Origin of the sequence: Phenylobacterium sp. RIFCSPHIGHO2_01_FULL_69_31 (genome assembly GCF_001824475.1) — a bacterium.
Classification (GTDB): Bacteria; Pseudomonadota; Alphaproteobacteria; order Caulobacterales; family Caulobacteraceae; genus Phenylobacterium.
In genome coordinates, this window is sequence record NZ_MHXN01000007.1 from 306,188 (window position 1) to 332,727 (window position 26,540).

The window sequence follows — 26,540 nt, forward strand, 5'->3', positions numbered from 1 at the left end:
CGAGGCGCGGCTCGCTACTACCAGATGGTAGGCGAGGACGGGGGCGCGACGTGATTATTCGGAGATGAACGGCACGGCCGTCGGATGGGACCGGAAGGGGTCCTGGGGTTTTGTTGGGGGACTTCATGCGTTCCAAATTCATCGCAGGCGCTGGGGCGCTTGCGGGCGCCGCGCTGCTCGCCTGTTCGGCGTCGGCGACGACCTTCACGATCTCCGACCTGCAGGCGGGCGAGGTCACCGCTCAGAGCCTGACCGCGGGGGGCAAGGCTTCGGGTAGCGACAGTCATACCACTGCCTGGGCCCAGACCGACTTCGGCCTCAACCGGCTTTACATCGACGCCAGAGGCCGGCCGAATGACGATTACAACACCTATGTCGCCTCGATCTGGGGCGAGAATTTCGCTGTCAGCGACACTGCCGCCGGGCCGGTGAACCTGACGTTCACGGTCAGCGTCGATGGCGTCGCCGGGCCCCTCGTGGGCGAAGGCGAGCCGCCCCCGTTCAACTTCTTCCTGAAAGCTGTCAAAGGGCCAGTGAGCGCTTTCGAGACTGAGGATGAGGAGAATGGGGTCCTCTCCTACGAGGACGTAAGCGTTCTCGGCGTGCCGGTCGACGGGCCCACCCCGGACTCCCCGCTCGTTCTTGGATCGGCCACCCTCTGCCCGATCACAACCTTCGAGGGTGGTAGCTGTCCGGCAGCCGTTTATCCGCCGACTGCCGTCACCCTCAGCTTCACCGTCAACCCAGGCGACCGGTTCTTCGTCCTCGGGGCGCTAATGGTGGAAGACCTGGTGGCGGGAACCATCGACTTTAGCCACACGGCGAAGCTGGTCGGCATCACCGCGCTGACCGACGCCGGTGCGCCAGCGGGCTTGACCAGCGACAGCGGCCGGCTCGTGGACCGTGGCGACGGCAGCTACGGGATCGCCGCGGTCCCAGAGCCGGGGACTTGGGCGCTGATGATCCTGGGCTTCGGCGCCGCGGGCGCGGCGCTGAGGGCGCGGCGGCGGACGGTTTCGGCCTAGGACCCGTCGTCTATCAACAACGGATTTTCGGTGACAGTGCACTCAATGGGGGGCGCTGCTCCTGCAAGCCACACGTCTCGATTGAGTGCACTGTCACCGAAAACCACTGCATGGAGGCTTTCATGAAGAAGATTGCTGCCGGCCTTTTCCTGCTCGCAACGTGCGTGGCCGCGCAGGCCGCGGCCCAGGAATGGTCGAACTGGGAACGGTTCCGCACCGTAGACAGCGTCAACATCGACTACAGGATCAAGCCGGACGGGGACGGGTTCCGCGTCGCATGGAGATGCGTCAACGTCAGCAGCCGTCGCATCTCGTGTTCTGTGGGCGCGGGCGAGAACAAGTCTTACGGGTGCTATCGCGGAAGCACCAAGGTTGGATCGACAGAAGCGCTGGGCGAGCGCGCGGGGGTGCGAGGGGGTGGAAGCTACGAATTCCCGTCCGAGCCTGCGTGCCGTGGATTCAAGGCGACTTCCGTACGTCCCTTCGCCGAGATCGCGATCGAAGATGAATAGCGCGGACGGTCGCTGTCGCAATCTAACCGGGGCCTACTCGCGCCGCGCAACGGTGGCCTTCGCCCTCGCTGTCCTGGGGACTCCTGCGGTCGCGAGGGCAGACGAGACGATTGCACTGGCCTGCGATGTCTCCTGGCGATCGATCTCGACGCTAGGCGACCGTGAATCGGGTCCGCTTGGCCGGTGGGAGATTCTCGTGCTGATGCCGGAGAAGGAGGTGATCCTCGTGAAGGGGTGGGCGAAGGACAACGAACTCAGGGAGACCAAGATCGCGGTGCTGATGCCGGCCAACGTCTCTGAAGATTGCATCGACTTCTGCCTCGCCTATGACGGGTGCGGCGGCTACCAGGAAGCCAGGTTTGGCGAGGCAGCCGTCGGCAGGGTCATCATCGAGCGGCAACGCGGGACGCTTAACATGACCTACCGGTGGCGGGTCGGCGCCGGCGAAGGCGGCTATATGAAGACCTACAGCGGGTCGTGCGAACCGTTGCGTTAGCCGGCAATAACGCGGAGTTCGCGGGACCTGAAACGTCCGACGTGTCAAACGATCGCCCGAGCCGTCTGGGCGATGATGATCACAAGCGAGCGCTACCGCGGGCCGCTCGCGGCTGAACGAGCCGCAGGCTGGCAACGAGTGCGAAGGGCGAACTGGAGTTGATGCAGAGAGCCGGTTGAAGCCGCGACTGCCAGATCCCGTTTTCGACCCTGCACTTCGGATGCGTGCAACTGGTCGGGACCCGGTAGCCGCGATCAAGGCATTATGGCCTGCGGCGGTCCCAACCCCCTTGGACCCGGTACGGCTGCCGGCGTGGGAGGTTACGGGGACACGATACCTATCCCCACGCGAACGTCTAAAGCCTGGGAGGGTGCCAACGTCTCTTCGTGGCGCGGATGCGACGACTGCGTCCTACCGCTGCAAGTCGTGGTAGCGGGTCAGTAGGGCTCGCAGGCAAGTCCATCGCCATCCCCGTCTTGTCGCGGCGAGTAGGCAGGAGAGCCGATCGGGATGTCGTAGACGCCGGCTGCATGGGCGGCGGCGCAACTGGGAAACCGGTTTGCAGGGCCGGTGGACTGCGCAGGCTGGAGTGGCAGCGTAGACGGGACCAATGCGGAGGCGCCGGAAGCCGACGAGATCGGTTCTTTAGAAGTGACTGCGAGGAGGGCGGCGAAGGCAGGGCGGAGATCAGGATACAGGCTGTCCAAGCCGAGCGCGATCACCGTGAGGCAGGACGCCCAGTAGACCAAGAGCAGGCGCCTTCCGACAGAAGTCAGTAGGCCCGAGCCGCGATGCGTACGCGCTCGCTGGAAGCGACGTTGAATGCGGCGTACACGCTCGGCGCTGCCCGGTCCTTCGAGGCCGCGAAGAGGTGTGGGTTGTCGCGTGACGCGCTGAGGTTGCGCGTGCGGCAGCTAGAAGTGTTTGAAGGGAGAGGGTTAAGCTCGGCGATCCAAGTTTCCGCTTTTCGGATCGAAGCCAAGGACGGCTTGTGGCGCATCCGAGACCAAAAAAGGGCCGAATCTTAATCCGGGCCAAGGTTACACAAGAAGACGTCGCGCTTGGACCAAGCGACCAAGGCATCGGGCGTCGCGTGCCTGACAGAGTTTCGGCCGGAAGGGGTGCGGTGTCGCGGTGGGTCGGCGTCTCGAAGGCGTCACGCAGATCTATGGCCGCCGCTCGAACCGGACGCGCTCGGCGGCGGGGGAGGCGACCGCCCGATAGCCGGCACGCAGCCAGGCCTTGCACTGCACATGCCGAGTCGCGGCGGCTTCGTTGGCCCACCATTCAGGGCGGCGAGAGCTCTTGGGCAGCAAGGCTCCGAGCACGCGTTCGATGTCGCGGAAGCTCATCTCATAGGTCGCCGTGCTCTGGCGGCGCAGGTGGTGCTCCAGCGGATCGTATTTTCCCATTGATCCCTCGAATGGCGAGCGGAGCATCTTGCAGGCGGCGCGGCGGTCGGCAACGCTTGTGTCTGCGCGCCCGACCGGCCAGACCGCATCCGGGCGTCATGGCCCGCTCCCCAACCCCGATCCGTGAGTCTCCGATGACCGGCAGCCGAGACCAGGCCCTCGCCGACGCCCGCAAGCTTCTGCGGGGGTTCGGCGCCGCACCCGACGCCCGGCGGCGGGCGCAGGCGGTGCTGTCCACCCTGCGCCAGGCCGACGACTGGAGCGCCGCGGGGCGCCGGCAGATTGAGGCGGCTGACGCGTGGCTTCGCGGCGGCCCGTCGGTGACCGCCGTGGAGCCGCAACTCCGCGCCTTGCTGGCCGCCCTGGCGAAAACCTCATGACCGAGACCCCACAGTCCGGCAGGCGGACGATGCTGGACGCGCGGACCGTCGACTTGATCCACCGCGTCGGCCGACGCACCTCAACGCCGCTATTGCGCCCGCCCGTCCCCACGTCGGGGGCGGATGGCGCGCGTTTGACATTCTCGCCATTTGTTGAACGGTCGACGGGCTGACCTCGACCACAGAAATCCTGGAGTACGCCCTCGCCAAGGTAGCGCTGGGGGACGACTTCGGAGCTGCGCTCGTGGCGCGCAAGGGCCGCACGCTGCGCGGTCTGGATATTGAGCTTTGATCTGTCGGGGTCGCTGCGGCGCTTGAAGCCGCAACGCCCCACAGCGGCGCTCGTCCGGCGGGCCGACAGCGCGCTGCCCGTGGTGACGACGCTCGTCGGACCCCGCCTCGAGCTCCTGCTCGATACGTGTGTCTATATCGACGTCCTGCAGGGACGCACCCCGCCCGCTGTGGATGAACTCCTCACACAGCGGATCCTCAACCATTCCACGGTGGCCCTCTCCGAACTGACCCACCTGTTCGGCCGGCTCGAACCGGCGTATCCGGCGACGCGGGCGACCCTGCGGGAGCTGGCTGGCGTCATCGAGGACGTCCCGGCGCAGCGCCTGAGCGCGCCGGGCGTACGCGCCTTCGGCGAGGCGGGCATTCTGGCCGGCCTCGCCGCGCGGCCGGCCGGCCGGCCTTGCCCATGGCGTGGGACTGCTGAACGACGCCTTACTCCTGCTCCATGCGGCGGAGTCCGGCTGCGTGCTGCTGACGCGCACCCTCGCCGATATGGACCGGCTTAAGCAGCTGGCGCCGCATGCCGCCTTCTTGGTCTACGACCGCACCTAGGCGTCTCGCGCGCTGCCGGCGCTGGCGTCGGCGACGCCATCGGGTAGCCTACGCCGATGGAGTCGGTCGACGCCCGGGAACGCATCCGCCTGCTGGTGGGGCAGGCCACCACCCTGCTCGGCCTAGCCGAAGAGGGCCTTGCGCGTGTCCGCCTCACGCCAGACGACCGCTTCACGGTGTTGTCTACCTTCGTCCTGCTAACCAGCGTCCGGGACTGGGTAAGGACCGAACGCGGGCTGAAGACCTATTGGCCGAGGATCCCCTATGGCGAGGCCGTCCGCGAAGTCGCCAACGGCGCCAAACACCTCGTGCTCAACGCGCGCAGCCATCCCGACCTGCATGTGGAAGGCCTCAGTCCCGAGGACGATATCGACACCATCGACTGGGACGAACTGGGTAGCCAGGTCCCGATGATCACACTTTGTGTGCGGCGCTGGCAGGACGAGCCGCTGCGGTGGCGCAGCGCCATGTGGGTCCTCGAAGAGGCCGTGGATGGTTGGCGCCGGGAATTGGGCCTGCCGGATCTGAACTACGCCGCCCATCACTGAGCCAAGCCGCGGCGCTCATCAGCCGGGCGCGGGAACTGTGGCGCCCGACGAGGTCGCAGAGCACGACCTTCGGGGACGTGGTTGAGGCGTGCAGCCACCGTTCGCGGCTTGGCGTCGTCAAAGGGGCCCGCGCAGGTTGAGTTCGGCTAGACTTAGCGAATCAATTCGCGCCACGTCCCCTAAGGCATGAAGACCACCGTCGATCATCTTCCGGAAGGCAAGCGGCGCGAGCTCCAGTGGGTGCTCGAGGTGCTGTTCCGCGAGTTCGAGGAAGCCACGAAGCGCAAGGCGTCGCCGCGCGGACAGGGGCGAATCCTCAAGGTGGTCTTGTTTGGCAGCTACGCCCGTGGCGACTGGGTCGATGACCCAATCGGCGGCTACAAGTCCGACTATGACCTCCTGATCGTCGTGAACCACGACGACTTCACCGAGGTCACCGAATACTGGATGGACGCCGAGGCCCACCTCGAGCAGGCCTTCGACATCGCGCATATGCTGTCAGCGCCGGCGCACTTCATCGTCCACTCGTTGGCCGACGTGAACCGCCAGCTCACCCTCGGCCGGCCGTTCTTCACCGGGACGGTCGAGGAGGGTGTGATGCTCTATGAGACGCCGGACCACCCATTCGCGCGTCCGGCCAAGCTTTCGCCCGAAGAAGCTTATCGTGAAGCGAAGGCGAATTTCACTAAGTGGTCGCGCAGGAGCGCGAGCGCATTGAAAATCGCAAGGTTTGCGCTCCAAGAGGACGAGTTAGATGACGCGGCGTTTCTGCTGCATCAGGCTGCCGAGCGCTTGTATCATTGTACGCTGCTGAGCCAGACGCTCTACTCAACGAAGTCGCATAATCTGAACTTCCTGCGTGGCCAGGCCGAGCGTGTCGCGCCCGAACTGATCCCGACCTGGCCGCGCGCCAATCGGTTCGAGAAGCGCTGCTGGGAGCTCTTGCGGCGCGCCTATGTCGAGGCGCGCTTCTCAGATCAATACGAGATCACGAACGAGCAGCTGGCGTGGCTGGTGGAGCGGGTGACCGATCTGCAGCAGCGGGTGGAGGCGAGCTGTCGGGCCTACCTGGCCATGATCGCGCCGAAGGCCTGACACGAGCGATGGGCGTCGGGCCGCGTAGTAGCGCCTGCGTGACACGCTCAGTTGCTGAGGACCGCCCTCAGGTCGGGGATGAAGGCGCGCTCGCGTATGGAATTGGCGCTCCCCACACGTCGGCGCTCGCGGCGCTCATGTGCACATGCGGGAACTCGAGCGCCTTCGGCGGCGCCTCGGCGTCGGATGCGCCGGCTGGGGGACACAATTCCTGTCCGCGGTAGAGGTCACAGGGGACGGCTCAGGTTCCATCGACCTCGTTGCGACGTGGTCCCGCCGAACGGCCCGGCCTAGATCAGCCGAGGAGGTCTCGCACCGTGGCAAGAGGCAGGAACAGGCGCAGGGGCTGGGAGGGCAGCGGCGCAAACCCGTAGCCGGTGTAGAGCTTGAACCTTCGTTGCACGAGGGCGGCGTCTCCACAGTCGAGAACATCGAGCATGACGACCGCGATGCCGACATCGTCAGCCGCCCGCGCGATCCGGGTCAGGGCGTCCACCAGAAGATCGCCGCCATAACCCTTGCCGGCGAAGCGTGTGTCGACGCCGATCATGGAAATGTAGGCGGCAGGGATCTGACCGTGACGGGGCCGGGTGCGCGCGAACCGGGCCGGGAGGTCGCTGTACTCGAGCGCGTGAGCGTTGAGGGCGTAGAAGCCGATCAGCTCACCGGCCGGTGCGACCATTGCGAAGACCCGGAGGTTGTCGGCTATCGCGAGTTTGTTGGCGGTCTTTCGGAAGAAGTTATCGACCTGCCCCACGCCGCAGGAAAAAGCCGCCCGATCGTGTTTGGCAGGATCGAGCGGCTCGATGATGGGGTGGTCAGCGCCGGATGCCGTCACCGGCTGGCGATCGTCGCCTTGTGACGACCGAAGGCTGCCCGCAGCTTGTCCGTGGGCGGGGCGGGATTGTCCAGCGCAGCGAAGAAGGCCGCGTGATCGACCGGCTGGAGCACGGTGCGCTCATGCGCGGCGATCGTCTCGATGGCGGAGTTGTAGGCCGCGTTCATCGTGAAGACGGAGTCGTCGACGCCCGACAGCGCGGCGGCGCGCTGGATCGCCTCCTTGATCCGAGGCTTGGTGCGGAAGTTCATCCGCTCCGTGCTTCGTTCGTCCACTTCGCTCACCTGGTCGCGGAATGTGAGCATAGCAGGCTCCTCAAACTTATTTGAGTTTGTACGCCACAACGGCGTACAAATCAAGACATTCCTGCAGCGGCTGCAATCGGGATGAACCGCCGCGGGGCGACGGGCCAATGGGACTCTAGCCGGCCGCCCCCGCCTGTGACAGTCTTGTGGCCGGCGCGGGCGGTGGATCGCTCGCGCCACCGCGACGGCCGATTCGCCGCCGCTGGGCGCCCGCGCCATAGAAGATCGCGCCTCCGGCGCGGGAAAGCGCGGGGCGCGGGGACACTGATCCTTCGCGTTTAAGACGCCCGGTCGCCACGACGCGCGGTGCTTGTGTGAGGACTTCATGTCCCGCCCCCAATCGAGCGGCTCGGCTCGCGTCCGAGCGGCGTGTGATCGCCTGCCGGCTGGCGTGTCGACCGCGATCAGCGTGTGCGACCCGTCATGGCGCGCCCACCTCGTATGGCTCCGCGCCACCATCGGACGCCGCTTTGGATCGGATCTTGCCGACGACATCACGCACGAGACCTACTTGCGCGTCGTGGAGCGGCCCGCGACGGAGCCCGTCGAGAACATCCGTGGTCTGCTGATGACGGTGGCCGCCAACCTCGCGCGCGACACATTCCGGCGGCGGCGAGTGCGCGTGGACCACGCGGCGGCGATCGGACCGCCTTTCCCGGAGGATGCGTGCCGACATACCGCGGAAGACGATCTTCTGGTCCGGCAAGCGGTCTTGGCCTTGCCTCCGGCGCTACGCGACACCTTCCTCCTGAGCAAGATCGGGGGCTTGACGAACCGCGAGATCGCGCAACGCTGCGGTTTGTCGGTGCGCACTATCGACAAAAGGTTGCAGAAGGCCATTACGCTCTTCGTGGCTCAACTTCGGGATTAGGCTTCGAACGATGGGCACCCAGCAGGGAGAAGACCGTCGCGTCCTCGAAGAGGCCGCCGCCTGGTTCACCCGACTTAAGCAGTCGAGCGTCAGCGAGGCGACGATCGAGGAATTCTTTGCGTGGCGCGAAATGCCTGTGAACGCGGAGGCTTACGCCGAAGTTGTGGCGCGATGGCGCCAAGCGGATCGCGTGCGCAACGACCCCGAGTTGGTCGCCCTGACCGAAGCGGCGTTACGCAGGGAGACCCTTCCGACGAAATTGCGCCGGCTTCTTCGCCGTCCGCTTCTGCCCCTGAGCCTCGCAACCCTCGCCCTGGGTGGATTGCTCGTCCTCCTCGTCGCCCAGTTCCGCCCTCAGACCTATGAAACCGACGTCGGCGCCCAACAGATCGTCCGCCTCGACGACGGCTCAGTCTTGCGACTGAACACCGACAGCAAGGTCGCGATCCATTTCGGCCGGACGCAACGCACTGTGCGGCTTCTGCGTGGCGAAGGGTTCTTCGAGGTGGCCCACGATCCGGGGCGACCGTTCGTCGTCGAGGCTGGCGCGACGCGCGTGCGAGCGCTGGGCACGAAGTTCGACGTTCGTCGGCTCCACGCCGGGACGCAGGTGACCCTGCTGGAAGGTCGCGTTCAGGTGACGCGCTCGAGCCGCCACGACACCTGGACGCTCAAGCCCAACCAGCAGATCACCGTCAATGGGACGGTGGCCCCGCCACGGGTAATGGACGCGACCGCAGCCAGCAGTTGGACCACGGGACATATCCGTTTCCATGAGACGCCCCTCGCTGCTGCGGTCGCTGAGATGAACCGCTACAGCCGGACCAAGATCGTGCTGGACGCAGACCACTTGGTCGACATCCGCGTCAACGGGATGTTCGAGACGGGCAACACCCAGGCCTTTCTGTCTGCTGTCACCGAGTTGTTCGGACTCGAGGCGGTGACGACATCGGACGGCTACGTGTTGCGAAGCCGCGTCCCTGCATCCGCGGACTGAACTTTTTGCATCTCCCCGGTTCGCAAATCCGCCGACTGACGCGTCACCCTTGTGACGCTGGTCGACAATGAAGCGCCCGCCACCCCGGCAGGCCGAAAGGCGGCGTCGGGGGAGTAGAATGTATCGAGCCGCCCGCGCCAGTCTGAGACGCCGTCTCCTGGCCAGCTCCGTTTGGGTTCTTGTCACCATAGCCGCACTGCCCGCCGCAGCGGCGCCAGACGCAGTTCCGGTAGATGTGGCGGCCGGCACCCTGGATTCGGCGCTCACGTCTCTCGCAACGCAGACTCGCCAGCAGGTCCTGTACACGGCGGATCTCGTGGCCAACCGCAAGGCGCTCGCCCTCAAGGGATCGTATACGCCCGACGAGGCGCTCAGCCGCCTGCTCGCCGGCAGTGGGATCGTCGCCAGGCGGACGGGCCCCAATGTGCTTGTGCTGCAAAGCGCCGCCGCCAGCGGCCCGCCCATCGCCGGATCGGCGGCGAGCCGCCCTTTCCAAATCGCCGGGGCCTCAAACGACACTGATGCACCTTTTGCGACAGCGGCGCCTTCCGTGGCCCAAGCCAACTCGGCAGCGGAAGCCGTGCTGGTCGACGAGGTTCGGGTCACCGGCTCGAACCTTCGGGGGGTGTCTCCGGCGGCGGCGGTGCGGATCCTCGACCAGCAGGCACTGGAGCGGACCGGCCAAACAACGCTCACAGATGCGCTGCGCTGGCTCCCGGAGAACTTCGGCGGCGGGGCGTCCGAGGGCGCCAACACCTCCGGCTCCGATCGGCTGGCGCGCAACGGCACCTACGGCACCGCTCTGAACCTGCGCGGCCTTGGCAACAACGCCACACTGGTGCTGATCAACGGCAAGCGGGTTTCGGGCTCGGGTGCGTTCGGCGACTTCGTCGACATCTCGACGATCCCGTCCGCCGCCGTGGCCCGGGTGGAAGTGCTCCTGGACGGCGCCTCGGCAATCTATGGCGCTGACGCCGTGGGCGGGGTCGTCAACATCATCATGAAGCGGCCCGAGGACGGCGGCGAAACCCGACTGCTGGCCGGCATCGGGACCGCGGGCGAGCCGGCTCAAGGCCGGCTCGCCCAAACCTTCGGACGGACGTGGGAGGGGGGCGGCTTCCTGCTGTCCTACGAACTCTCTCAGCGCGAGGCGCTGAACGGCGGCGAGCGCCGCTTCGCCGCAGACGCGGACCTGCGGCCCCTCGGCGGATCGGACCAGCGGCAGAACAACGCCTACCCCGGCAACATCCTGCTGCCAGACCCCGTCACCCGCGTCCTCGTGCCGACGTTCGCGATCCCTGCCGGTCAGAACGGCGTTGGGCTGCGGCCCGGGAGCTTCCTGCCGGGGGTCGTCAACCGCACGAACCAGCGCCAGGGCGTGACCGTCCTGCCGAAGCAGACGCTCAACGCCGTCTATCTGTCCGCAGAACAAGCGTTGGGCGACCGCCTGCAGGTCAGCGCCGACGCGCGCTACAGCGCTCGGCGTTACAAGTCGCATTCGGCGCCGCTCATCAGCACGCTCACGGTGACGTCGGCCAACCCGTTCTTCGTCTCGCCGACCGGGGCCACATCGCACAGCATCGCCTATTCGTTCGCGGAGGAGGCCCCGAACCCGGTCGCTTATGGCGTGACCGAGGCCTTGGGCGCCACGCTCAACGCCGAGCTCAAGCTCCGCGGGGATTGGCGGGCGGAGGCCTTCGGCGCCTATGCCCAGGAGACCGCCGAAGTGCGCAACGGCGGCACGCTCAATTCCGCCTTCCTGAGCGAGGCCCTTGGCGCGGTGACGGACCGGCCTGAGACGGCCTTCAACGCCGCTCGCGACGGCTTCTTCAACCCCTTTACCGGCATCGCCGGGAGCAACAGGCCAGGCGTCATCGGGTTCATCGCGTCAGGCTACACCTTCAACCGCGCGCGGTCCGATGTCCGCTCGATGGGCGCGCAGGCGGACGGGACGCTGTGGTCCCTGCCCGCTGGGGCGCTGAAGCTGGCGCTCGGCGTCCAGGCTCGCAAGGAACGCCTGCGGCGAGAAGGCGCCAACTGGTTCTCGACGCTCACGCCCGTGCCGCAGACGCCGACGGACCAGAGCCGCACCGTCACCGCCGCCTTCGCCGAGGCGCGGGTGCCGATCTTCGGCGGCGAGCAGGCCCGCCGGGGCCTTGAGCGGCTGGACCTGGTGCTGGCCGGGCGGGTCGAGCACTACGAGTCCTTCGGGACCACCGCCAACCCGAAGGTGGGCGTGGTCTGGGCGCCAGTCGGCGGCCTGAACCTGCGCCTGTCCTACGGTCGCTCGTTCCGCGCGCCGGCGTTGCGCGAGATCTTCGATGCGAAGCTCTACTCGCCGGCCAACTTCGCCCTGGGCGGCGGCCAGCTCCGCGGACTATCCCTCGGCGGGGGGAACGAGGACCTCAAGCCGGAGACCGCCGACACCTGGGCTCTGGGCTTCGACTGGCGGCCGGAGCGCTGGCCTGGACTCACCCTGAGCGTCTCGGCCTACGACGTGCAGTTCAAGAACCGCGTCGACCGTCCGGTGCAGAACAACCTCGCCAACGCGCTGACCGATCCAACGCTAGCGCCGTTCGTGACGCGCATCTCGCCGGCCACGAACGCGGCCGACCGGGCCCTGCTTCTGAGCTACTTGGAGAGCGGTTTTCTCAACACCGGCGGGGGCGTCTTCCCGCCGGAAAGCTACGGCGCCATCGTCGACAACCGTTACGTCAATACGGCTGCGCTGCGCGTCCGCGGGCTAGATGCGAGCGGGTCCTATGCGTTCGATGTGGGCGATGCTCAGGTCGTGCTCGGCGGCTCACTGGCCTACGTGCTTGACTACGAGCAGCAGGTGACGCCGACCTCGGCATCGTTCGAGCGCGCTGGCGTGATCAACTTTCCCGTACGATTCCGGGGCCGGTTCACCGCCGATTGGACCAAGGACCGCCTCACCTTAGGCGGGGCCTTCAACTACATTGGCCACTACCGCGACACGCTCGGCGCGCGCATTGGACCCCAGCCCACCTTCGACATGCAGGCGCGGTTGGCCCCCGCCACGGGCGGCCCGCTGAAGGACGTGGCGATTCTCCTGAACCTGCGGAACGTGTTCGACCGCGCTCCGCCCTTTTACAACAACCCCGTCGGCGTGGGGTACGACGGCGCCAACGCCGATGTCATCGGGCGTTTCGTCTCGCTGCAGCTGACGCGGACCTGGTGACGGCCCGCCATGCAGATCTATCGACTTGTGGCGGCCGTCGTGGCTGCAGCCTTCATCATGGGACCCACATCCGCAGCGCACGCCCGAGCGTTCGAGGTGGAGGATCTCCTCTCTCAGGCGACATTCGGGGTGGCGGATATCGACCCGAGCGGCCGATGGCTCGTCTACGAAAGCCGCCGGCCCTACATCCAGGGGAAACGGTTCGACCAAGGCGAATGGAATGGTCGTGCGCTTAGCCGTCTCAGTGTCGTCGATCTAAAGGGTGACGAACCCCTGGCGCCGCGCCTCTTGTCTCCGGAGACGGGCCTCGTTGCGGGACCATTTTCGCCGTCCGGCGGACGTCTGGCGGTGTTCCGCCTGGCGGACCAACGGTTCCAAATGGGGGTCGCCGACCTCAAGCGAGGATCCGTTCAGTTCCTGGACGTGACCCCACTGCAACCGGACTACGGCCGCACCGTGGCCTGGCTTTCCGAGCAGACCCTGCTGGTGTTGGCTCGAAGCGATGGCCAAGCACCGGAAGGGGCGCGCCGCGGCTGGGTGGCCGCCGAGACCTTGCCGCGCCTGTGGGCGACGGCGGCCGCGGGACGGTCGGCCCATGTGGTGCTGGGGAGCGGCGTCTACGCTGACGTGCGATCCCGCCCTCCGGCCATGCAGCTCCTACGCATAGATGCGCGGAACGGGGCGACCGCGCTTCTTGCCGAAGGTCCCTATGTCGATTTCGAGATTTCTCCTGACAGAACCCATGTGGCCCTGCTTTCCAAAGGTGCGGATCTCCAGGTTCGCGGCGAACAGCCTGTGCGAGGAGAGGCCGGCTCCGAGACGGAACAGCATCACCTGGACATACTGAACCTGCGTTCGGGTACGCGGCGCTCAGTCTGCACCGCCTGTGATTTTCTTCCGCAACTTCTGAGCTGGGCCCCCGACAGTGCGCGGCTGCTGGTCTTCAGGCGGCGGCCGGGCCAGCTTTGGACCGACGGGCGCCTCGGCGTACTCGATCTTCAGACGTCTGAGCTGCGCGAGATCGGCAAGGGTGTGCGTCCGGATCTCGATCTGAACCCGGTCCGCATCTGGGTCGACTGGATCGGGCGAGATCCAGTGCTGTTCGGCAGGGCCGACGATGGCGCCCTCCTCGTGAGGAGTGACTGGTTCCGATTGTCCTCCGCTGGCCCGATCAATCTGACCCGGTCGCTCCCGCCGCCGGATAAGATGTTTCGCATTGGGGACGCGGACACCTTCCGTGTGGCGGCGGACGGAGGGCTTTGGGCGGTCGATCGCAACGGAGGCGGCCGCCGTCGGTTGGCCACAGCCTCGCGCGGAGCGCTTGCTGTGGATGCCAACCTTGCCCGGAGCCGCCAAGGGAGGGGGCCCTTCCAGCGCCTATGGCTGCATGTGACGGAGGGCGGGACACCGCGCCTCGCCTTGCTGTCGCGTCGGGGACTTCAAGTTCTCCGGACGCCGGAGGGCGAACCTCCACTGGCGGCCGTCTCGAGTGATGGACGCGCCTTGCTCTGGCGGGACGTCAGTCCCGCGGGGGTAGAGCGTCTCGTGCTCAGCGAAGCCGGGTCAGCCCCAAAACTCGTCGCCGAACTCAATGCCGAGCAGGGGGATACTGAGGCGCCCGAGGTGATCGCGATCCCCCACCGCAGCCTGAGCGGAGAACAGCTGACGAGCTGGCTCTACCTGCCCAAAGCGGTGGGCGCCCGACCGCCGCCGCTGCTCGTGCGGCCGTATCTTGGCGCGAACTACCCGCATGCCGTCGTGGACCGGCCCGCCGACCAGGGCTTCATGATCAATCTGAGGGTCCTGACGTCACACGGATACGCCGTGTTGATCCCGAGCCTACCGAACCCGCCTGGAGGCATGACCGATCCGGCGCGTGGCTTGGCCGGCCGGATCCTTTCCGTGATCGATGCGGCCGCCGCGAATCCTGCCGCGCGTGGTCGCTTCGACGCCGATCGCCTGGGCCTCATCGGATTCAGCTTTGGCGGCTACAGCGTCATGACCACGATCACCCAGACCCACCGGTTTAAGGCGGCTGTCTCGATCAGCGGTGTCAGCGACTTCGTCAGCTACTGGGCAAGCCAGAGCCCTTTCGCGTACCTGGATCCCGCATCGGGCTATGTTGGCAACCGGATGACCGGCCTTGTTGAATCGACGCAGCCCCGCCTCCAGGCTCCCCCTTGGCGGGAGCCCGACCGGTACGCCCGCAACAGCCCCCTCCTGGTCGCCGACCGGATCGAGACGCCGCTGTTGCTGATCCACGGAGCTCTGGACCCGATCCCTCACGACGGCTCAGCGGCCATGTACTCCGCTCTCTTTCGACAAAGTAAGGACGCCATGCTGGTGACGTACTGGGGGGCGCTGCACGGCTTGGCCAGTCCCGGAGACGTCCGCGACATGTATGCTCGGATCTTTGCCTTCTTCGACGCGCGCCTCGTTAACGGCGACCCGCCGCGAGCGAGTCCGGCGCCCGCGTCTGCCAGTATCGTACCCACGATTCCGTTGCGAGCGAGGTGATGAGATCGTTGGCGGTTTCCTTCCAGATCAGGTGCTCGGCCGTCATCGCAGCGTCGAGGCGATCTCGGTCGAGCAGGCCTGCACTGCAGAGACAGCCATCCAGCAGATACGGGCGCAGGTCGGCTAGGCTGTTCGCCATCAATCTTGCGAAGTAGACGCTTGCGCTCCCTTTTGACCGTCGGCGGGCCACGACCGCCGGCAAGCGGTCGGCAAAGACAGCGCGTTGGAAGGGGCGGTCGTAGGCGCCGCCCGCGAGGACGTATGTCGGGATGCGCAGAGCCAACTCCACCACGGGCTGGGCCAGCAGTGGATACAGTAGATCGGCGACCCGTCGACGTCGACTGTACTGGTGGTTGAAGTGCGACGCCGCGATGGCTCGGACCTGCAGCCGCTTGCCGAGCGGAAGCGTCGAGGCCAGCGCCTCCGCGGTCCACGCGTGCTCAGCGCCACCTGCCCACCGCCGGACCTCGGGAGCGACCAGAGCGTTCACGACCTTTCGCTCCGGCAAACGCCCTCGCCACGCCTGTTCAACCTGGCGCAGCAAGCCCCAAACCGATTGGTGCGTCCGGCGAGCAATGTCGGGGAGAACGGGGCCCGCGAGCGCACCCAATCCCTGGGCGGCCAAGGCGTCGGCCAGGACAACGGGCGCACCCATTTGGAAGAAGACGGCGTCGCCGCCTTGGCCCGACACGATCGCCGTGGCGCCGGTTGCGGAGAGCCGTGCAACTTCATCACGATCTCGCGCAGCGTCCACACCCGCAATCGCCGGCCACGGCTCGGTCGCGAGTTCAGCCAAGTCTTCAACGGTGATCTGTCCGGGCGCTCGCTCGACCCGCGTCAGGGTCACCCCTAGTCGGTCGGCGACGGCCTGCGCGTAGATGGCTTCGTCACCCTCGCGTCTTATGTCCACCAAGTTGAGCCACGACCTGACGCGGTCGTTCAGGCCGACTGCACCGATAGCGGCTGCGAGGGAGGAGGAGTCGAGCCCGCCAGATAGCTCCACAAGGGCTCCGGCATGATCGGCGAGGAGCGAGGCGACACACCGGTCCACGCGTTCCAACAGGTGAGCTGAAGCTGCTTCGGCGTCCTTGGCGGAGAGCAAGTCGTCCGCGAAGCGAAGGGGAGTCCATAAGGGCTCGGCGGCGCCGCCTCCTGACGTCAAGGGCTGGAGCTCGCCCGGGCCCACGGACACCATGTCGTCGAAGAGGGGCGGTGTGGTCGTGACCGTTGGCACTGTCAGGAATGCGGCGATGCGGCTCCAGTTGAGATAGGGCCTGCGAGGCCGCAGGACCGCCGGCAGGCGCCAGGGGTCGGAGGCCGCGACCGAGACGTCGTCGCCCAACGACCACGTCAAGGCGTCGAGCATACCGCTCGGATCACGAAGCAGGGCGGTCTGCCGCCCGTCGTTGAGCACGGCGACATACTGGCCCCAGTGGCCTCGGAGCAAGCGCCGGGCAGTCACCGCATTGCCCCTTGCGCACGCTGGGTTGAACAGAGGCGAGCTCTGCGGGTCGGGATCGGGCATGTTGTAGAGGTCGCCGATGACCAGGCCTGCCTCCCCAGCCAGGCTGCGGACCGGCAAGGACGTGTTCACATCGGTCCAGACCTGGAAGCCCGCGCCGTCACCCGCACGGCGCCAGCACGCGGATGCATCGAGTTCGGCGGCCAACAAGGCGGACCGGCGAGCGGCGAGCTCGCTGTTCGGCGGATGCGCGAGGATGACGTAGGCACGGCGCACGATCAGATGACCATGAGCGGCGTGTAGCTCCGCACCCGCTCGTGATGGTCATCCAGGACCACGTCATCCGCCTGAAGCCAGCAGTGCGCGTGGAACGGCCAGGTCCGAACGCCGAACACCCATGCCGCATCCAGTCCCGCCCGGCGAAGTTCACGCCGAAGAACGAAGGATCGCAGCAGACATTTTCCAGGGAGCGGCGCGTAGGGGGCCCAGCGATGATATCGATCAACGGCCTCTTGCAGATCGAGCGTGAAAGGCTGTCGCCACTCCCCCGTCCTCTGAGCCGCTTCCAGCAGCGAGGCGAAGCTCTTCCCAACGTAGTAGCGCAGAACGTCTGCGAGCGCTCTCGATGTGGGGGCAAGATCTGTAATGGCGGGCGGCGGATAGGTGTCTCGCAGCGCGCTCCGGAGGGGCAGCGGCGGAGGCGAATGCCGCGCGACTGAACCCTCGCCTTCGCTGACAAGCCCGCGGCCAACAAGCGCGGCGGCGAGTTGGTCGTCGAAGACGGTGACGGAGCCGTCGGGGCCAAAGGTGAGTTGCGACGCGCCGTCCGGCAGGCAGAGGTATGTGTCCTCCTCTACGCTGAGGAAGACGACGTCTGCGTCAACCGCGACGGCATGAACGGCCGGACAAAGGATTGTATGAAACATCGTGGTGCGAACGGGAGGCCCGCCAGCCACGCGCTGACGGGCCCGGCCCGCTACTCGAACAGCTGGCCCACATCCGGCTCGGGCTCGCCGATGTCGCCGGCGAGCGTGACGGCCTTCGCGCTGCCGAAGCAGACGAGACGGCTGATGGGTGTCGACAGATGCTTGGACATGGTGTCCTCCTGCTTCAGTGTTCGTCGCGCTTGCGACCGAAGCAGTTCGCGCTCGTACTGTAATATATTCAAATTATATCGACTCTATATTCACTCCGGTTTCGCGAAGGCGGACCAAGGTGGGGGCAGCGTCCACGCGCCGCGTGAAGTACTCCCGCAAGGTATCGCTTGTTGCTTCGGTGTTGCCTTCTGCGACACTTGTAGCAAGGCGCTCAAGCTCGCCCGATGTGTCGCCCAACGCCACTGCCTCTGCGACGCGGAACGGGGCAAGCTGATCTTGAAGCCGGAGCAGATGGCGGGCCAAAGGTGGGCTGGCGGCAAGCGCCACGGCCCGAAGGAGCCGCTCGCTCGCCATCAGACGGTCAAAGCGCTCGCCCCCGGGATGTGAGGCGGCCAGGACTTTGTCCAACTCGATGCCCGTCGTCGTCACCGCATTGGTGCGCGCGGCCAACTGCAACAACTCGAGTTGCAGGAGGAAGAGAAGCCCGACGTCCCGCTCAGAGAGACGAGGTATGAAGAAGCCTTGGCCGCGATGCTCCTGAATCAGTCCCTCGCCAGCCAGATGCCACAGGGCTTCGCGGACCGGGGTCGCGCTGAGGGATAATCGCGAGGCGATCTCGTTCGCGGTCAGTCGCGCGCCCATCGGGTGCACGCCAGCCCGCACCTCACGCCGAAGGGCCTCAAGGGCGAGCCTGAACGAATCCTCACGCTTACGCGGCATAGGGAACTCCAAACATCCGACGGTAGAGTGGCGCACAATTTCCTGATGTGTCGAGGTCTCTGAAGAAGTTCATTTGAGGTCCGCCAAATACTGGCGGATTGCCCGCAACAATTTGGCGGTACAGCGCCACGCCTATTCCATGATTTCGTGTGGCAATAGGCTGGAGAGCGTGTCGCGGGCTCGGATTTCATGGCGACGACGATCATCCCCTGTGCACGACGCATCGTGGTGGATTGACGACCCATGGGTGTCAGGTGGATGTCATCCAAACCTAGGTTGTTGTCATGCTGAGCTCATGCCGCCGTCGACCGAGAAGAAGCCGCGCGATCGCGATGAGGTGCTGTCCAGCGTCCTGAGGGCGGTTCGGAATCATCGCCGCTTGACGGTGCAACAGGTGGCGAACGGCATGGGGATGAAGAAGCGGACCTACGAGCACTTCGAGGCCGGCGAAGGCCTTTTGAAGCTCGAGCGGATCTTCACCTTTGCGACCGCGACGGACAGCGATCCCTACGCGATCCAAGCCAGCGTCAAGCTGGGGACGCCCGACTTCGCCCTCGCTTGCATCGACAACAAGCTGTGCATGCTGCTGGTCGCTCATGCCCGCCAGCTCTTCCGCATGGAGGGCGCGAACCTCGCGACCCTGCAGGCCTCCGACATCATTGAAGCCCTGACGCCAGCCTTCGCGGCCATGGCTGCGAATCTTGGGCAGGCGCGTGAGTCCTCCGCGACTTGGCTTGGAAACCGCGGGCCGACTGCTGACGACGGCAAGTAAAAATGGCGGACGATCCGCCACATTTTGGCGTACTGACCGCCAACATCTGGCGGAGCGCAATAAAATTGCAATTGCACCGCTTGCAATCTGAGATCTCCGGTCTGTAGCACTAGGGTGAGACTGTCACGTAACTGTTCGAGTCTTCGATGAGTGGCGTTGGGCGCATCTTGGGAGCTGCCGCCGGGCTTGTGCTCGGCTTGCAGGCCGCCACCCAGTTCGTCGCCTGGTCTTTCCAGTATGCGCCGCCCCTGGGCCCGGGACTCCGCGCGGGGACCGAGACCATGCTCTATCCGCCCTGGTCGATCCTCGTCTGGCGCGCACGATTTGAGGCGCAGGGCCGCAGGGTCTTCGCGGGCGCGACCTCCCTCATTCTCCTGGGCTTCGCAGGCGGCCTGGGCTGGGCGACCCTGCTCGGCGAAGCCAGTTCCCGTCGGCAGCGCACCCGCGGCTGGGGCAGTCTGCGCGAGGCCCGACACGCCGGGCTGTTGGCCCGAAGCGGCTGCGTGGTCGGCGAGCTCAGCGGCCGCCTGTTGATAACCGCGGACCTGCGCCCGACGCTGGTCACGGGCGGGACGCGCTCCGGCAAGGGCCGCGGCCATGTGGTTCCCAGCCTACTGGCCTGGACGGAGAGTGCGCTCGTCCACGACCCGAAGGGGGAGTTGTGGCGCGTCACGGCCGGTTGGCGATCGGGTTTCTCCCATGCGCTCCGGTTCGATCCGAGGTCGCCGCAGTCGGCGCGCTGGAACCCGCTCGCCGAAATCCAGCCGGGTCCGGGTGAGCTCGCCCAGGTGCAACGTCTGGTCGCCATCCTGTCCGACCCCGGCGGCGTGCGCGACGACGAGGCCATCTGGGACAAGTCGGCCTCGGAGATCCTGGAGGCCGTGATCGTGCATGTCCTCTACTCCGCCGAGGATGGCGACAAGTCCCTGCTGAAGGTGCGCGAACTCCTGGCCGACCTCGACGGGGCGGCCGAGGTGATGCTGAAGACGCTGCATCGTCTGGGATCGGACGGCGAGCCGGAGACCCATCCCTTCGTGTCCACGGCGGTCAAAGGCTATGCGGCGATGCACGACAGGTTCCGGACCTCGGTGCAGGGCACGGCCCGATCCTACCTGAAATGGCTCGCCGGCGAGGACGTTGAGCGCGTGCTCTCCGCGTCGGACTTCTCGATCGGCGACCTGATGTGCGCCGAGGCGCCCGTGAGCCTCTACGTGCAGGTGGCGCCGGCCGACGCGTCCGCCCTGCGGCCGCTGGTGCGGCTGATGTTCTACGCGGCGGCGCAAAGCCTGACAGCCGACGAGAAGGCCGACGCCGCCGGCCGCCCAAAGCGGCACAAGCTGCTGCTGGCGATGGACGAGTTTCCGCTGCTGGGGCGGGTCGAGTTCTTCGAGAAGAGCCTGCGCCTGATGAGCGGCTACGGAATCAAGACGATGTTCGTGGCGCAGAGTCTCAACGACATCGTGGAGACTTACGGAATCAACAACACCATTATCGACAACTGTCACGTCTACACAGCCTTCAGTGCGCTGGATCCGCTGACCCAGGACAAGGTCTCGAGGCTGACCGGCTCGATCGGCGAGGTCCGCACCAGTCGCAGCCGTCCGGCGGGCTTCGGGGCCGGGCGCAGTTCCGTCTCCCGGTCGGAGGTCGAGCGCCCGCTGCTGGAGCCCGGCGAGATCCGATCGTTGCCGGACGAAGAGCAACTGGTGTTCATCGCCGGCCAGCGACCGTTGCGTACGCGCAAGGTCCACTACGACACCCGCCGGCCGTTCCGGGCGCGCGCGGCGACGCCACCGCCGGCCCCCGACGTCCTGGACTCGCCTGGCGCCCCCTCACATCCCTGGGCCGGCCGCCGGGCCCTGGGCGTGGACCCCACTGCGAACCTGCCGCTGTTCAAGGAGATGGTCGGCGCCATGGACGACAAACGGGCCGCCCAACGCGCGGCGCAGATCTATGAGCGGATGGCCGGCGACCTTGCGGCCCAGGAGGCCGTGCTCGATCACCTGCAGGGACGGAGCGATGTCTAGGCGAGAAGACCACCCGACCGTGCGCGTGCAGGTCTATTTCGAGAACCCGAGGATTGAGACGGCCCTGCGCCGAGAGGCGCGGGCTGCGAAGATCCCGCTCAGCCGGGCCGCGGAGCGCGCGATCGAGCGCGGCCTTCTGAAGCGACCGACCGCCGATCCCGAGGACCGGTTGCTCGACCTGGAGCGCAGCCTGCGCGACCACATGCGCAGCACGGCGCGCGACATGGCCATCCTGCAGGAGCTGGTGGTCGAACTCGCCCGTCTCATCCTGCTTCGCCTTCCGGACACGCCGGCCGATGAGGACGCGCTGCTTCAGGCGGCCGCGGACTCCCGCATCGAGAGGTTGCTCGATGCGGCGGCGGCGCGCATCGCCACGGGGGGCCCTGGCCCAACCCACGAAGTGAACGGCCACGCGACGCCGGAGGACCGCTCGTTCCGGGCGGCTGCCACGTGACGGCCGAGGAGGTCGCCAGCGCCCGCAAGCTCGAGGCGCTGCATCATGCCCTCGGCGGCGCTATTCTGGCCGCGTTGCAGGAGCCCCGCGTCGTCGAGGTCCTGGCGAATCCCGACGGGCGGCTGGTCACCGACACCATTGGAGAAGGCCGGCGCGACACCGGCGAGCGGCTCTCCGCCCAGGCCCGGGAACGGGTCATCCGGCTTGTGGCCGAGCATGTAGGTGAGCCCGTCACCCGCGAGGATCCGCGCCTGTCCGGCGTGCTGCCGACCGGCGAGCGGTTCCAGGGCTTCCTACCTCCTGTCTCGCCCCAGCCGGCCTTCTCGATCCGCAAGCGCTCCGCCGTGATCTGGACGCTGGACGACTATGTCGCCGGCGGGGTGATGTGCGCCGATCAGGCCACGGCCCTGCGCGAAGCCGCGCGCGCGCGCCAGAACATCCTGATCTCCGGCGGGACCGGGTCCGGCAAGACGACGCTCGCCAACGCCCTGCTGGCGGAGCCTGCCTTCGCCGACGATCGCGTCTTCCTGCTCGAGGACACGCCGGAGCTCCAGTGCTCGGCATGGGACCTGGTGTCCGTGCTGACGCGGCGCGATCCGAAGCGCATCGGCGTCGGCGACTTGGTGCGCGACGCGCTGCGGATGCGGCCGGACCGCATTGTCGTGGGCGAGATGCGCGATGGCGCGGCGGCGCTTGAGACCCTGAAGGCCTGGAACACGGGGCACCCGGGGGGCCTGTCCACCCTTCATGCCAACTCCGCGGCCGAGGCCATGGCGCGCCTGGAAGACCTGCTCCTGGAGGTCGTGCTGCAGCCGCCCCGCCGGGCGATCGCCCAGGCCATCGATCTGATCGTCCATATCCGGCGGACCCGCGACGGTCGCCGCGTCGAGGGCTTGCTCGCCCTGGACGGCCTCGGACAGGACGGCGAGTACCGCCTGGTCCGACGGGCCTGAGCGCCCCCGCCTCGACAACATCCAATTCACGCCTGCGCCTTCGCCGCAAAGCGACACAAGTCGTCGGCAAGTCGTCACGCGTCGATATAAAGTGAATGTCCGCACGTCGTCGAAATGTCGTGGGAAAGTTGCCTGCAAGTCGTCGGCAAGTTGCGCAAAACTATCTGCAAAATCGTGTCCGAATGCTGTTGACAACCTGTGAGTGCATTTGCTTGCCTTGAGTCGGCGGCGCTGGGATCGCGCCCCTTCAAGGAACCCGACCATGCGGACACCTCTTCCGCGCGGCCTCTTCGCCGCGACGATGATTTGCGGCCTGGCGATCGCCGGGCCGGCCTTGGCGGGCGGCTCCGGGATGCCCTGGGAGGGGCCGCTGCAACAGGTGATGGAATCGATCACCGGCCCCGTGGTGCAGGTCGCCGCGGTGATCGCCGTGGCGATCTTCGGCGCCGGCATCGCCATGAGCGAGAGCGGCTCGGGCATGCGCCGGGGCGTCGGCATCCTGTTCGGGCTCTCCATCGCCTTTGCGGCCTCGACCTTCTTCCTGGACTTCTTCGGGTTCGCCGGCGGGCTGGAGGTGGGCTGATGCAGGTCGACCACGATCCCCACCGCGAAGGCTGGGACCTGCCGCTGACCCAGGGGCTCTCCGAGCCCGTGCTGCTGGCCGGCATGCCCCGGGACTACGCCATCCTGATGGGCACCATCGCCCTGGTGCTGGGTCTGGCGCTTCGCATCTGGTGGCTGGGCCTCCTCTGGTGGACCGCGGCCCATGCCCTGGGACTCTTCGTGGCGCGCGCCGACAAGCGCTTCTTCGAGGTCCTGCGCCGGCACCTGGCGCGGCCCGGCCATCTGGACGCGTGAGGCCCCGATGCGCTTCCTCGACGAGCATCGCCGCCGCCCCGCCACGCTCTCCGACCACCTGCCCTGGGCGGTGCTGGTCGCGCCGGGCGTGGTCCTGAACAAGGACGGCTCGTTCCTCACCGCCATCGCCTTCCGCGGGCCCGACCTGGAGTCATCGACCGAAGAGGAGCTGATGGCGGTGCGCGCCCGGCTGAACAACGTGCTGCGCCGGTTGGGCACCGGCTGGTGCCTGCACGTGGAGGCGCGTCGGCGACCGGCCGATCCCTATCGTTCGGCCGAACCGGACGTGGCCGCGGCGTGGGTCGTGGATGCGGAGCGGCAGGCGTTGTTCGAAGGCGCCGACCCCGCGTTCGAGACCGACTTCCGCCTCGCCTTGACCTGGCTGCCGCCGGCTGACGAGACGCGCCGCCTTGAGCGGGTGATGTTCGACGGCCTGTCGCGCTCCGGGCGGGATTGGCGCACGGCGCTCGAGACGTTCCGGCGCGAGGTCGACACCGTCCTCGACCTGCTGGCCGATGCTCTCCTCGAAGCCCGCCCCCTGGCGGACGCCGAGCTCGTCACGTGGCTGCATGCCTGCGTCTCGGATGCGAGCCATCCCGTGGACCCCGCGCACCTGCCCGTCTTCCTGGACGCCGCCCTGGCCGACATGCCGCTGACGGGTGGGGTCGCGCCCCGGTTGGGCGACCGCTGGCTCAAGGTGGTGTCGGTCCGCTCGCTTCCGGCGGCGACGCGTCCTGGTCTGTTGGACGCCCTGTCGGTCCTGCCGTTCGAATACCGCTGGACCGTCCGCTGGATCGCCCTCGACAAGGCCGACGCGGAGCGTGAGATCGTCAAGCTGCGCAAGCGCTGGTTCGCCAAGCGCAAGGGCGTCGGCGTCCTGCTGCGCGAGGCGATCACCAAGGAGGAGGTGCCCCTCCTCGACACCGACGCGGCCGGCAAGACCGACGAGTGCGACGGAGCCCTGGCGGCGCTCGGTGCGGACGCCTGCGCGTTCGGCTACCTCACCCTGACGGTCGTCATCTCCGACGACGATCCGGCCGTCGCGGCGGAGAAGGCCCGCGCCGTGACGGCGGCGCTCAACGCCCAGGGCCTGGTCGCCCGGATCGAGGACCTGAACGCCGTCGACGCCTGGCTGGGATCTATCCCGGGCGAACCCTATGCGGATGTCCGACGGCCGCTCGTCTCCACCCTCAACCTCGCGGACCTGCTCCCAGTCTCCGCGGCCTGGGCGGGCCCGGCCTGCGATCCCTGCCTGGGCGGGCCGCCGCTCAGCGTCGCGCGGACGACGGGCTCGACGCCCTTCCGGATGGTCCTGCATGTGGGCGACGTCGGCCACGCCATGGTCGTCGGCCCGACCGGGTCGGGCAAGAGCGCGCTGCTCTCGTTCCTGGCCCTGCAGTGGTTCCGATACCCCGAGGGCCGCGTGGTCTTCCTTGACAAGGGGCGCAGTGCGCGCGCGGCGACCCTGGCGGCCGGCGGCGCCTGGCGCGCGCTGGAGCCGGGGCAGCCCTTCGCCTTGCAGCCGCTGGGCCGGGTCGATGACGAGACGGAGCGCGCCTGGGCGGCCGAATGGCTGGGCGAAACCATGCGGAGCGCGGGCGTGGCGCCCACGCCGCGCATCCGCGAGGAGATCTGGGCGGCGCTGAAGGCGATGGCGGACGCGCCGCCGGCGCAGCGCACGCTGACCGTCTTCTGCGCTCTTGTGCAGGACCGCGCCGTCGCCGCGGCCCTGGAGCCGATCACCTTGAAAGGCCCGCATGGCGCCCTGCTGGACGGCGCCGACGACGCCTTCGCCCCCACCCGGTTCGACACCTTCGAGCTCGAACGGCTGATGGCCACGCCCTCGGCGATGGGTCCGGTGCTGTCGGCGCTCTTCCACCACCTGGAGCGCGACTTCGACGGCCGGCCGACCCTGCTGGTGCTGGACGAGGCGTGGCTGTTCCTGGGCGAGACGGCCTTCGCCGCCAAGATCCGCGAATGGTTGAAGACCCTGCGCAAGAAGCGGGTGGCGGTCGTCTTCGCCACCCAGAGCCTCGACGACGTGGCCGCGTCCTCGATCGCCGCCAGCCTGGTGGAGTCCTGTCCCACCCAGGTGTTCCTGCCAAATCCGCGGGCGCTCGAACCGGCCTCGGCGGAGCTCTACCGCGCGTTCGGCCTGAACCGGCGGCAACTGGAGCTCATCGCGTTTGCGACCCCCAAGCGCGCCTACTACTGGCGCCAGCCCCAGGGCCGCCGGCTCTTCGACCTCAAGCTGACGGGGATCGGCCTGGCGCTCTGCGGCGCCTCGAGCCCCGAGGACCACCGGCTGATCGACGCCGTGCTCGCGCGCGCCGGACCGGAAGCCTTCGCCCGCGCCTTCCTCACCGCAAAGGGAGTCCAACATGTGGACCCGCTCTTCGACTGCCTCGCCGAGCCCGCGCTCGCGGCGGAATAAGGCACATCTCGCCCTGGCCGCCGTGCTGCTCGCCACCACGGCGTGCTCGGACCCGAAACCGGCGCAGGCGCAGCAGGTGGTCTTCGATCCGAAGAACCACCTCGAGAACGCCCTTCAGGCCGCCCGCCAGCTGGAAAGCCTCGCCAACGAGGCCCGCGCGCTCGCGAACCAGGCTCGCGAACTGGCGTCATCCCCGTACAGCCACCTCACGCAGACCAGCGAGACGTTACGCGATATCGGCGAACTGGCGCGCACGGTGAAGGGCGTCGCCGCCGACGTGGAAGGGCTGCAACGCGACTTCGAGCAGCTCTATCCGCAGACGATGAAGGGCCTCGATCCACGCCAGGCGCTGGAACAGACCCAGAAGCGGAACGCCAAGGCCCGCGACACCGCCCAAGACCTCGCCCGCGCCGCGGCCGAGCTTGAGCGGCTGGCCCAGGGCCGCGGCGGCCGTCTGACGGGGGCAGTCTCGGCGAGCCAAAACGCCAGCGGCCAGACCGCGGCGATCCAATCCTCCACCCAGGTTCTGGCCGTGCTCGCGGAGGATCTGGGCTCGATGCGCACCATCCTGATGGCCCAGTCCCGCCTGATGGCCGAGGAGGCCGCCCGCCGCTCGGCCGAGCGCACAGCGGGGGCCGAGGCGCGCCGGCGGTTCTGGGGCCGGGAGCCCACGACCATCCCGAACCCCGATTTCGACCCTTACACCCCGCGCCGCTGAG

At 67.5% G+C, this 26,540-nt stretch carries 26 protein-coding genes and 1 pseudogene; 20 read left to right on the top strand and 7 right to left on the bottom strand.

Annotated features, from left to right (window positions below):
- Positions 1-125 precede the first annotated feature (125 nt).
- The 3 genes from A2790_RS05360 (at position 126) to A2790_RS05370 (ending at position 2,033) form a co-directional block, all read left to right on the top strand.
- The gene (locus A2790_RS05360; RefSeq protein ID WP_293388457.1) at positions 126-1,025 is read left to right on the top strand and encodes a PEPxxWA-CTERM sorting domain-containing protein; all 900 of its coding nucleotides are present in this window, start codon (positions 126-128) and stop codon (positions 1,023-1,025) included.
- A gap of 122 nt (positions 1,026-1,147) precedes the next feature.
- Positions 1,148-1,537, top strand: a complete 390-nt coding sequence (locus tag A2790_RS05365; RefSeq protein ID WP_293388460.1) for a hypothetical protein — start codon at positions 1,148-1,150, stop codon at positions 1,535-1,537.
- A 196-nt stretch (positions 1,538-1,733) separates the two neighbouring features.
- A complete protein-coding gene (locus tag A2790_RS05370) occupies positions 1,734-2,033 on the top strand; it encodes a hypothetical protein (protein ID WP_293388463.1) in 300 nt (99 codons plus the stop codon).
- 437 nt (positions 2,034-2,470) lie between these two features.
- Here A2790_RS05370 and A2790_RS24410 read toward each other — a convergent pair whose 3' ends face one another.
- Both A2790_RS24410 and A2790_RS05375 read right to left on the bottom strand, forming a co-directional pair.
- Positions 2,471-2,755, bottom strand: coding sequence for an excalibur calcium-binding domain-containing protein (locus tag A2790_RS24410; protein WP_363080454.1), 285 nt, complete (start codon positions 2,753-2,755; stop codon positions 2,471-2,473).
- Between the two features lie 444 nt (positions 2,756-3,199).
- The gene (locus A2790_RS05375; RefSeq protein ID WP_293388466.1) at positions 3,200-3,445 is read right to left on the bottom strand and encodes a hypothetical protein; all 246 of its coding nucleotides are present in this window, start codon (positions 3,443-3,445) and stop codon (positions 3,200-3,202) included.
- A 134-nt stretch (positions 3,446-3,579) separates the two neighbouring features.
- Here A2790_RS05375 and A2790_RS05380 point away from each other — a divergent pair, with 134 nt between their 5' ends.
- From A2790_RS05380 to A2790_RS05395, 4 genes are all read left to right on the top strand, one after another.
- Complete coding sequence (locus A2790_RS05380) at positions 3,580-3,825, top strand: hypothetical protein (RefSeq protein ID WP_293388469.1); 246 nt, start codon at positions 3,580-3,582, stop codon at positions 3,823-3,825.
- A 281-nt stretch (positions 3,826-4,106) separates the two neighbouring features.
- Positions 4,107-4,625, top strand: a complete 519-nt coding sequence (locus A2790_RS05385; RefSeq protein ID WP_293388472.1) for a hypothetical protein — start codon at positions 4,107-4,109, stop codon at positions 4,623-4,625.
- Between the two features lie 102 nt (positions 4,626-4,727).
- Positions 4,728-5,219: a hypothetical protein gene (locus A2790_RS05390; protein ID WP_293388475.1), complete on the top strand. Its 492-nt coding sequence runs from the start codon at positions 4,728-4,730 to the stop codon at positions 5,217-5,219.
- Between the two features lie 186 nt (positions 5,220-5,405).
- Positions 5,406-6,314 (top strand): HEPN domain-containing protein, encoded by a 909-nt coding sequence (locus A2790_RS05395; protein WP_293388478.1) that lies wholly within the window; start codon positions 5,406-5,408, stop codon positions 6,312-6,314.
- A gap of 295 nt (positions 6,315-6,609) precedes the next feature.
- Here the strand turns inward: A2790_RS05395 and A2790_RS05400 are convergent, their stop codons facing one another.
- Complete coding sequence (locus A2790_RS05400; RefSeq protein ID WP_293388480.1) at positions 6,610-7,152, bottom strand: GNAT family N-acetyltransferase; 543 nt, start codon at positions 7,150-7,152, stop codon at positions 6,610-6,612.
- Entirely contained in the window at positions 7,149-7,457 is a 309-nt protein-coding gene (locus A2790_RS05405) for a DUF1778 domain-containing protein (RefSeq protein WP_068875108.1), read from the bottom strand. Before A2790_RS05405 ends, A2790_RS05400 begins: the two co-directional genes overlap by 4 nt.
- A 325-nt stretch (positions 7,458-7,782) precedes the next feature.
- On the opposite strand from A2790_RS05405, the gene A2790_RS05410 reads away from it, so the two are divergent.
- The 5 genes and pseudogenes from A2790_RS05410 (at position 7,783) to A2790_RS05425 (ending at position 15,044) form a co-directional block, all read left to right on the top strand.
- Complete coding sequence (locus A2790_RS05410) at positions 7,783-8,328, top strand: sigma-70 family RNA polymerase sigma factor (RefSeq protein WP_293388483.1); 546 nt, start codon at positions 7,783-7,785, stop codon at positions 8,326-8,328.
- A 10-nt stretch (positions 8,329-8,338) separates the two neighbouring features.
- Complete coding sequence (locus tag A2790_RS05415) at positions 8,339-9,325, top strand: FecR domain-containing protein (RefSeq protein ID WP_293388485.1); 987 nt, start codon at positions 8,339-8,341, stop codon at positions 9,323-9,325.
- Between the two features lie 118 nt (positions 9,326-9,443).
- Positions 9,444-9,755 (top strand): annotated as a pseudogene (locus A2790_RS24415) (STN domain-containing protein); the annotation flags it as partial.
- 120 nt (positions 9,756-9,875) lie between these two features.
- On the top strand, positions 9,876-12,527 hold the full coding sequence (locus A2790_RS05420; RefSeq protein WP_293388487.1) for a TonB-dependent receptor: 2,652 nt from the start codon (positions 9,876-9,878) through the stop codon (positions 12,525-12,527).
- Between the two features lie 9 nt (positions 12,528-12,536).
- Complete coding sequence (locus tag A2790_RS05425) at positions 12,537-15,044, top strand: prolyl oligopeptidase family serine peptidase (protein ID WP_293388490.1); 2,508 nt, start codon at positions 12,537-12,539, stop codon at positions 15,042-15,044.
- Here A2790_RS05425 and A2790_RS05430 read toward each other — a convergent pair.
- The 3 genes from A2790_RS05430 to A2790_RS05440 all read right to left on the bottom strand — a co-directional run bounded on the left by A2790_RS05430 (position 14,965) and on the right by A2790_RS05440 (position 18,323).
- Positions 14,965-16,782 (bottom strand): asparagine synthase C-terminal domain-containing protein, encoded by a 1,818-nt coding sequence (locus tag A2790_RS05430; protein WP_293388493.1) that lies wholly within the window; start codon positions 16,780-16,782, stop codon positions 14,965-14,967. The two genes, A2790_RS05425 and A2790_RS05430, sit on opposite strands and share 80 nt — an antisense overlap.
- 2 nt (positions 16,783-16,784) lie before the next feature.
- A complete protein-coding gene (locus A2790_RS05435; protein ID WP_293388496.1) occupies positions 16,785-17,432 on the bottom strand; it encodes a lasso peptide biosynthesis B2 protein in 648 nt (215 codons plus the stop codon).
- Positions 17,433-17,675: 243 nt separating this feature from the next.
- Complete coding sequence (locus A2790_RS05440) at positions 17,676-18,323, bottom strand: GntR family transcriptional regulator (RefSeq protein WP_293388499.1); 648 nt, start codon at positions 18,321-18,323, stop codon at positions 17,676-17,678.
- 211 nt (positions 18,324-18,534) lie between these two features.
- On the opposite strand from A2790_RS05440, the gene A2790_RS05445 reads away from it, so the two are divergent.
- The 8 genes from A2790_RS05445 to trbJ all read left to right on the top strand — a co-directional run bounded on the left by A2790_RS05445 (position 18,535) and on the right by trbJ (position 26,539).
- The gene (locus A2790_RS05445) at positions 18,535-19,095 is read left to right on the top strand and encodes a helix-turn-helix transcriptional regulator (protein WP_293388502.1); all 561 of its coding nucleotides are present in this window, start codon (positions 18,535-18,537) and stop codon (positions 19,093-19,095) included.
- Positions 19,096-19,241: 146 nt separating this feature from the next.
- Complete coding sequence (locus A2790_RS05450; protein WP_293388505.1) at positions 19,242-21,122, top strand: type IV secretory system conjugative DNA transfer family protein; 1,881 nt, start codon at positions 19,242-19,244, stop codon at positions 21,120-21,122.
- Complete coding sequence (locus tag A2790_RS05455; protein WP_293388508.1) at positions 21,115-21,576, top strand: hypothetical protein; 462 nt, start codon at positions 21,115-21,117, stop codon at positions 21,574-21,576. Before A2790_RS05450 ends, A2790_RS05455 begins: the two co-directional genes overlap by 8 nt.
- On the top strand, positions 21,573-22,529 hold the full coding sequence (trbB, locus tag A2790_RS05460; RefSeq protein WP_293388511.1) for a P-type conjugative transfer ATPase TrbB: 957 nt from the start codon (positions 21,573-21,575) through the stop codon (positions 22,527-22,529). The genes A2790_RS05455 and trbB overlap by 4 nt, the downstream gene beginning before the upstream one ends.
- 262 nt (positions 22,530-22,791) lie before the next feature.
- Positions 22,792-23,112 (top strand): TrbC/VirB2 family protein, encoded by a 321-nt coding sequence (locus A2790_RS05465; RefSeq protein WP_293388514.1) that lies wholly within the window; start codon positions 22,792-22,794, stop codon positions 23,110-23,112.
- Entirely contained in the window at positions 23,112-23,387 is a 276-nt protein-coding gene (locus tag A2790_RS05470; RefSeq protein WP_293388517.1) for a VirB3 family type IV secretion system protein, read from the top strand. The genes A2790_RS05465 and A2790_RS05470 overlap by 1 nt, the downstream gene beginning before the upstream one ends.
- 7 nt (positions 23,388-23,394) lie before the next feature.
- On the top strand, positions 23,395-25,821 hold the full coding sequence (trbE, locus tag A2790_RS05475; protein ID WP_293388520.1) for a conjugal transfer protein TrbE: 2,427 nt from the start codon (positions 23,395-23,397) through the stop codon (positions 25,819-25,821).
- Positions 25,769-26,539 (top strand): P-type conjugative transfer protein TrbJ, encoded by a 771-nt coding sequence (gene trbJ, locus A2790_RS05480; protein ID WP_293388522.1) that lies wholly within the window; start codon positions 25,769-25,771, stop codon positions 26,537-26,539. The genes trbE and trbJ overlap by 53 nt, the downstream gene beginning before the upstream one ends.
- Position 26,540 lies beyond the last annotated feature (1 nt).

What these genes read in the sequence shown, in the direction of transcription:
- A2790_RS05360 (WP_293388457.1), top strand. Translation starts at nt 126, where the DNA reads ATGCGTTCCAAATTCATCGCAGGCGCTGGGGCGCTTGCGGGCGCCGCG.
- A2790_RS05365 (WP_293388460.1), top strand. Translation starts at nt 1,148, where the DNA reads ATGAAGAAGATTGCTGCCGGCCTTTTCCTGCTCGCAACGTGCGTGGCC.
- A2790_RS05375 (WP_293388466.1), bottom strand. Translation starts at nt 3,445, where the DNA reads ATGGGAAAATACGATCCGCTGGAGCACCACCTGCGCCGCCAGAGCACG.
- A2790_RS05380 (WP_293388469.1), top strand. Translation starts at nt 3,580, where the DNA reads ATGACCGGCAGCCGAGACCAGGCCCTCGCCGACGCCCGCAAGCTTCTG.
- A2790_RS05390 (WP_293388475.1), top strand. Translation starts at nt 4,728, where the DNA reads ATGGAGTCGGTCGACGCCCGGGAACGCATCCGCCTGCTGGTGGGGCAG.
- A2790_RS05395 (WP_293388478.1), top strand. Translation starts at nt 5,406, where the DNA reads ATGAAGACCACCGTCGATCATCTTCCGGAAGGCAAGCGGCGCGAGCTC.
- A2790_RS05405 (WP_068875108.1), bottom strand. Translation starts at nt 7,457, where the DNA reads ATGCTCACATTCCGCGACCAGGTGAGCGAAGTGGACGAACGAAGCACG.
- A2790_RS05410 (WP_293388483.1), top strand. Translation starts at nt 7,783, where the DNA reads ATGTCCCGCCCCCAATCGAGCGGCTCGGCTCGCGTCCGAGCGGCGTGT.
- A2790_RS05415 (WP_293388485.1), top strand. Translation starts at nt 8,339, where the DNA reads ATGGGCACCCAGCAGGGAGAAGACCGTCGCGTCCTCGAAGAGGCCGCC.
- A2790_RS05425 (WP_293388490.1), top strand. Translation starts at nt 12,537, where the DNA reads ATGCAGATCTATCGACTTGTGGCGGCCGTCGTGGCTGCAGCCTTCATC.
- A2790_RS05435 (WP_293388496.1), bottom strand. Translation starts at nt 17,432, where the DNA reads ATGTTTCATACAATCCTTTGTCCGGCCGTTCATGCCGTCGCGGTTGAC.
- A2790_RS05440 (WP_293388499.1), bottom strand. Translation starts at nt 18,323, where the DNA reads ATGCCGCGTAAGCGTGAGGATTCGTTCAGGCTCGCCCTTGAGGCCCTT.
- A2790_RS05450 (WP_293388505.1), top strand. Translation starts at nt 19,242, where the DNA reads ATGAGTGGCGTTGGGCGCATCTTGGGAGCTGCCGCCGGGCTTGTGCTC.
- A2790_RS05455 (WP_293388508.1), top strand. Translation starts at nt 21,115, where the DNA reads ATGTCTAGGCGAGAAGACCACCCGACCGTGCGCGTGCAGGTCTATTTC.
- A2790_RS05465 (WP_293388514.1), top strand. Translation starts at nt 22,792, where the DNA reads ATGCGGACACCTCTTCCGCGCGGCCTCTTCGCCGCGACGATGATTTGC.
- A2790_RS05470 (WP_293388517.1), top strand. Translation starts at nt 23,112, where the DNA reads ATGCAGGTCGACCACGATCCCCACCGCGAAGGCTGGGACCTGCCGCTG.
- trbE (WP_293388520.1), top strand. Translation starts at nt 23,395, where the DNA reads ATGCGCTTCCTCGACGAGCATCGCCGCCGCCCCGCCACGCTCTCCGAC.
- trbJ (WP_293388522.1), top strand. Translation starts at nt 25,769, where the DNA reads ATGTGGACCCGCTCTTCGACTGCCTCGCCGAGCCCGCGCTCGCGGCGG.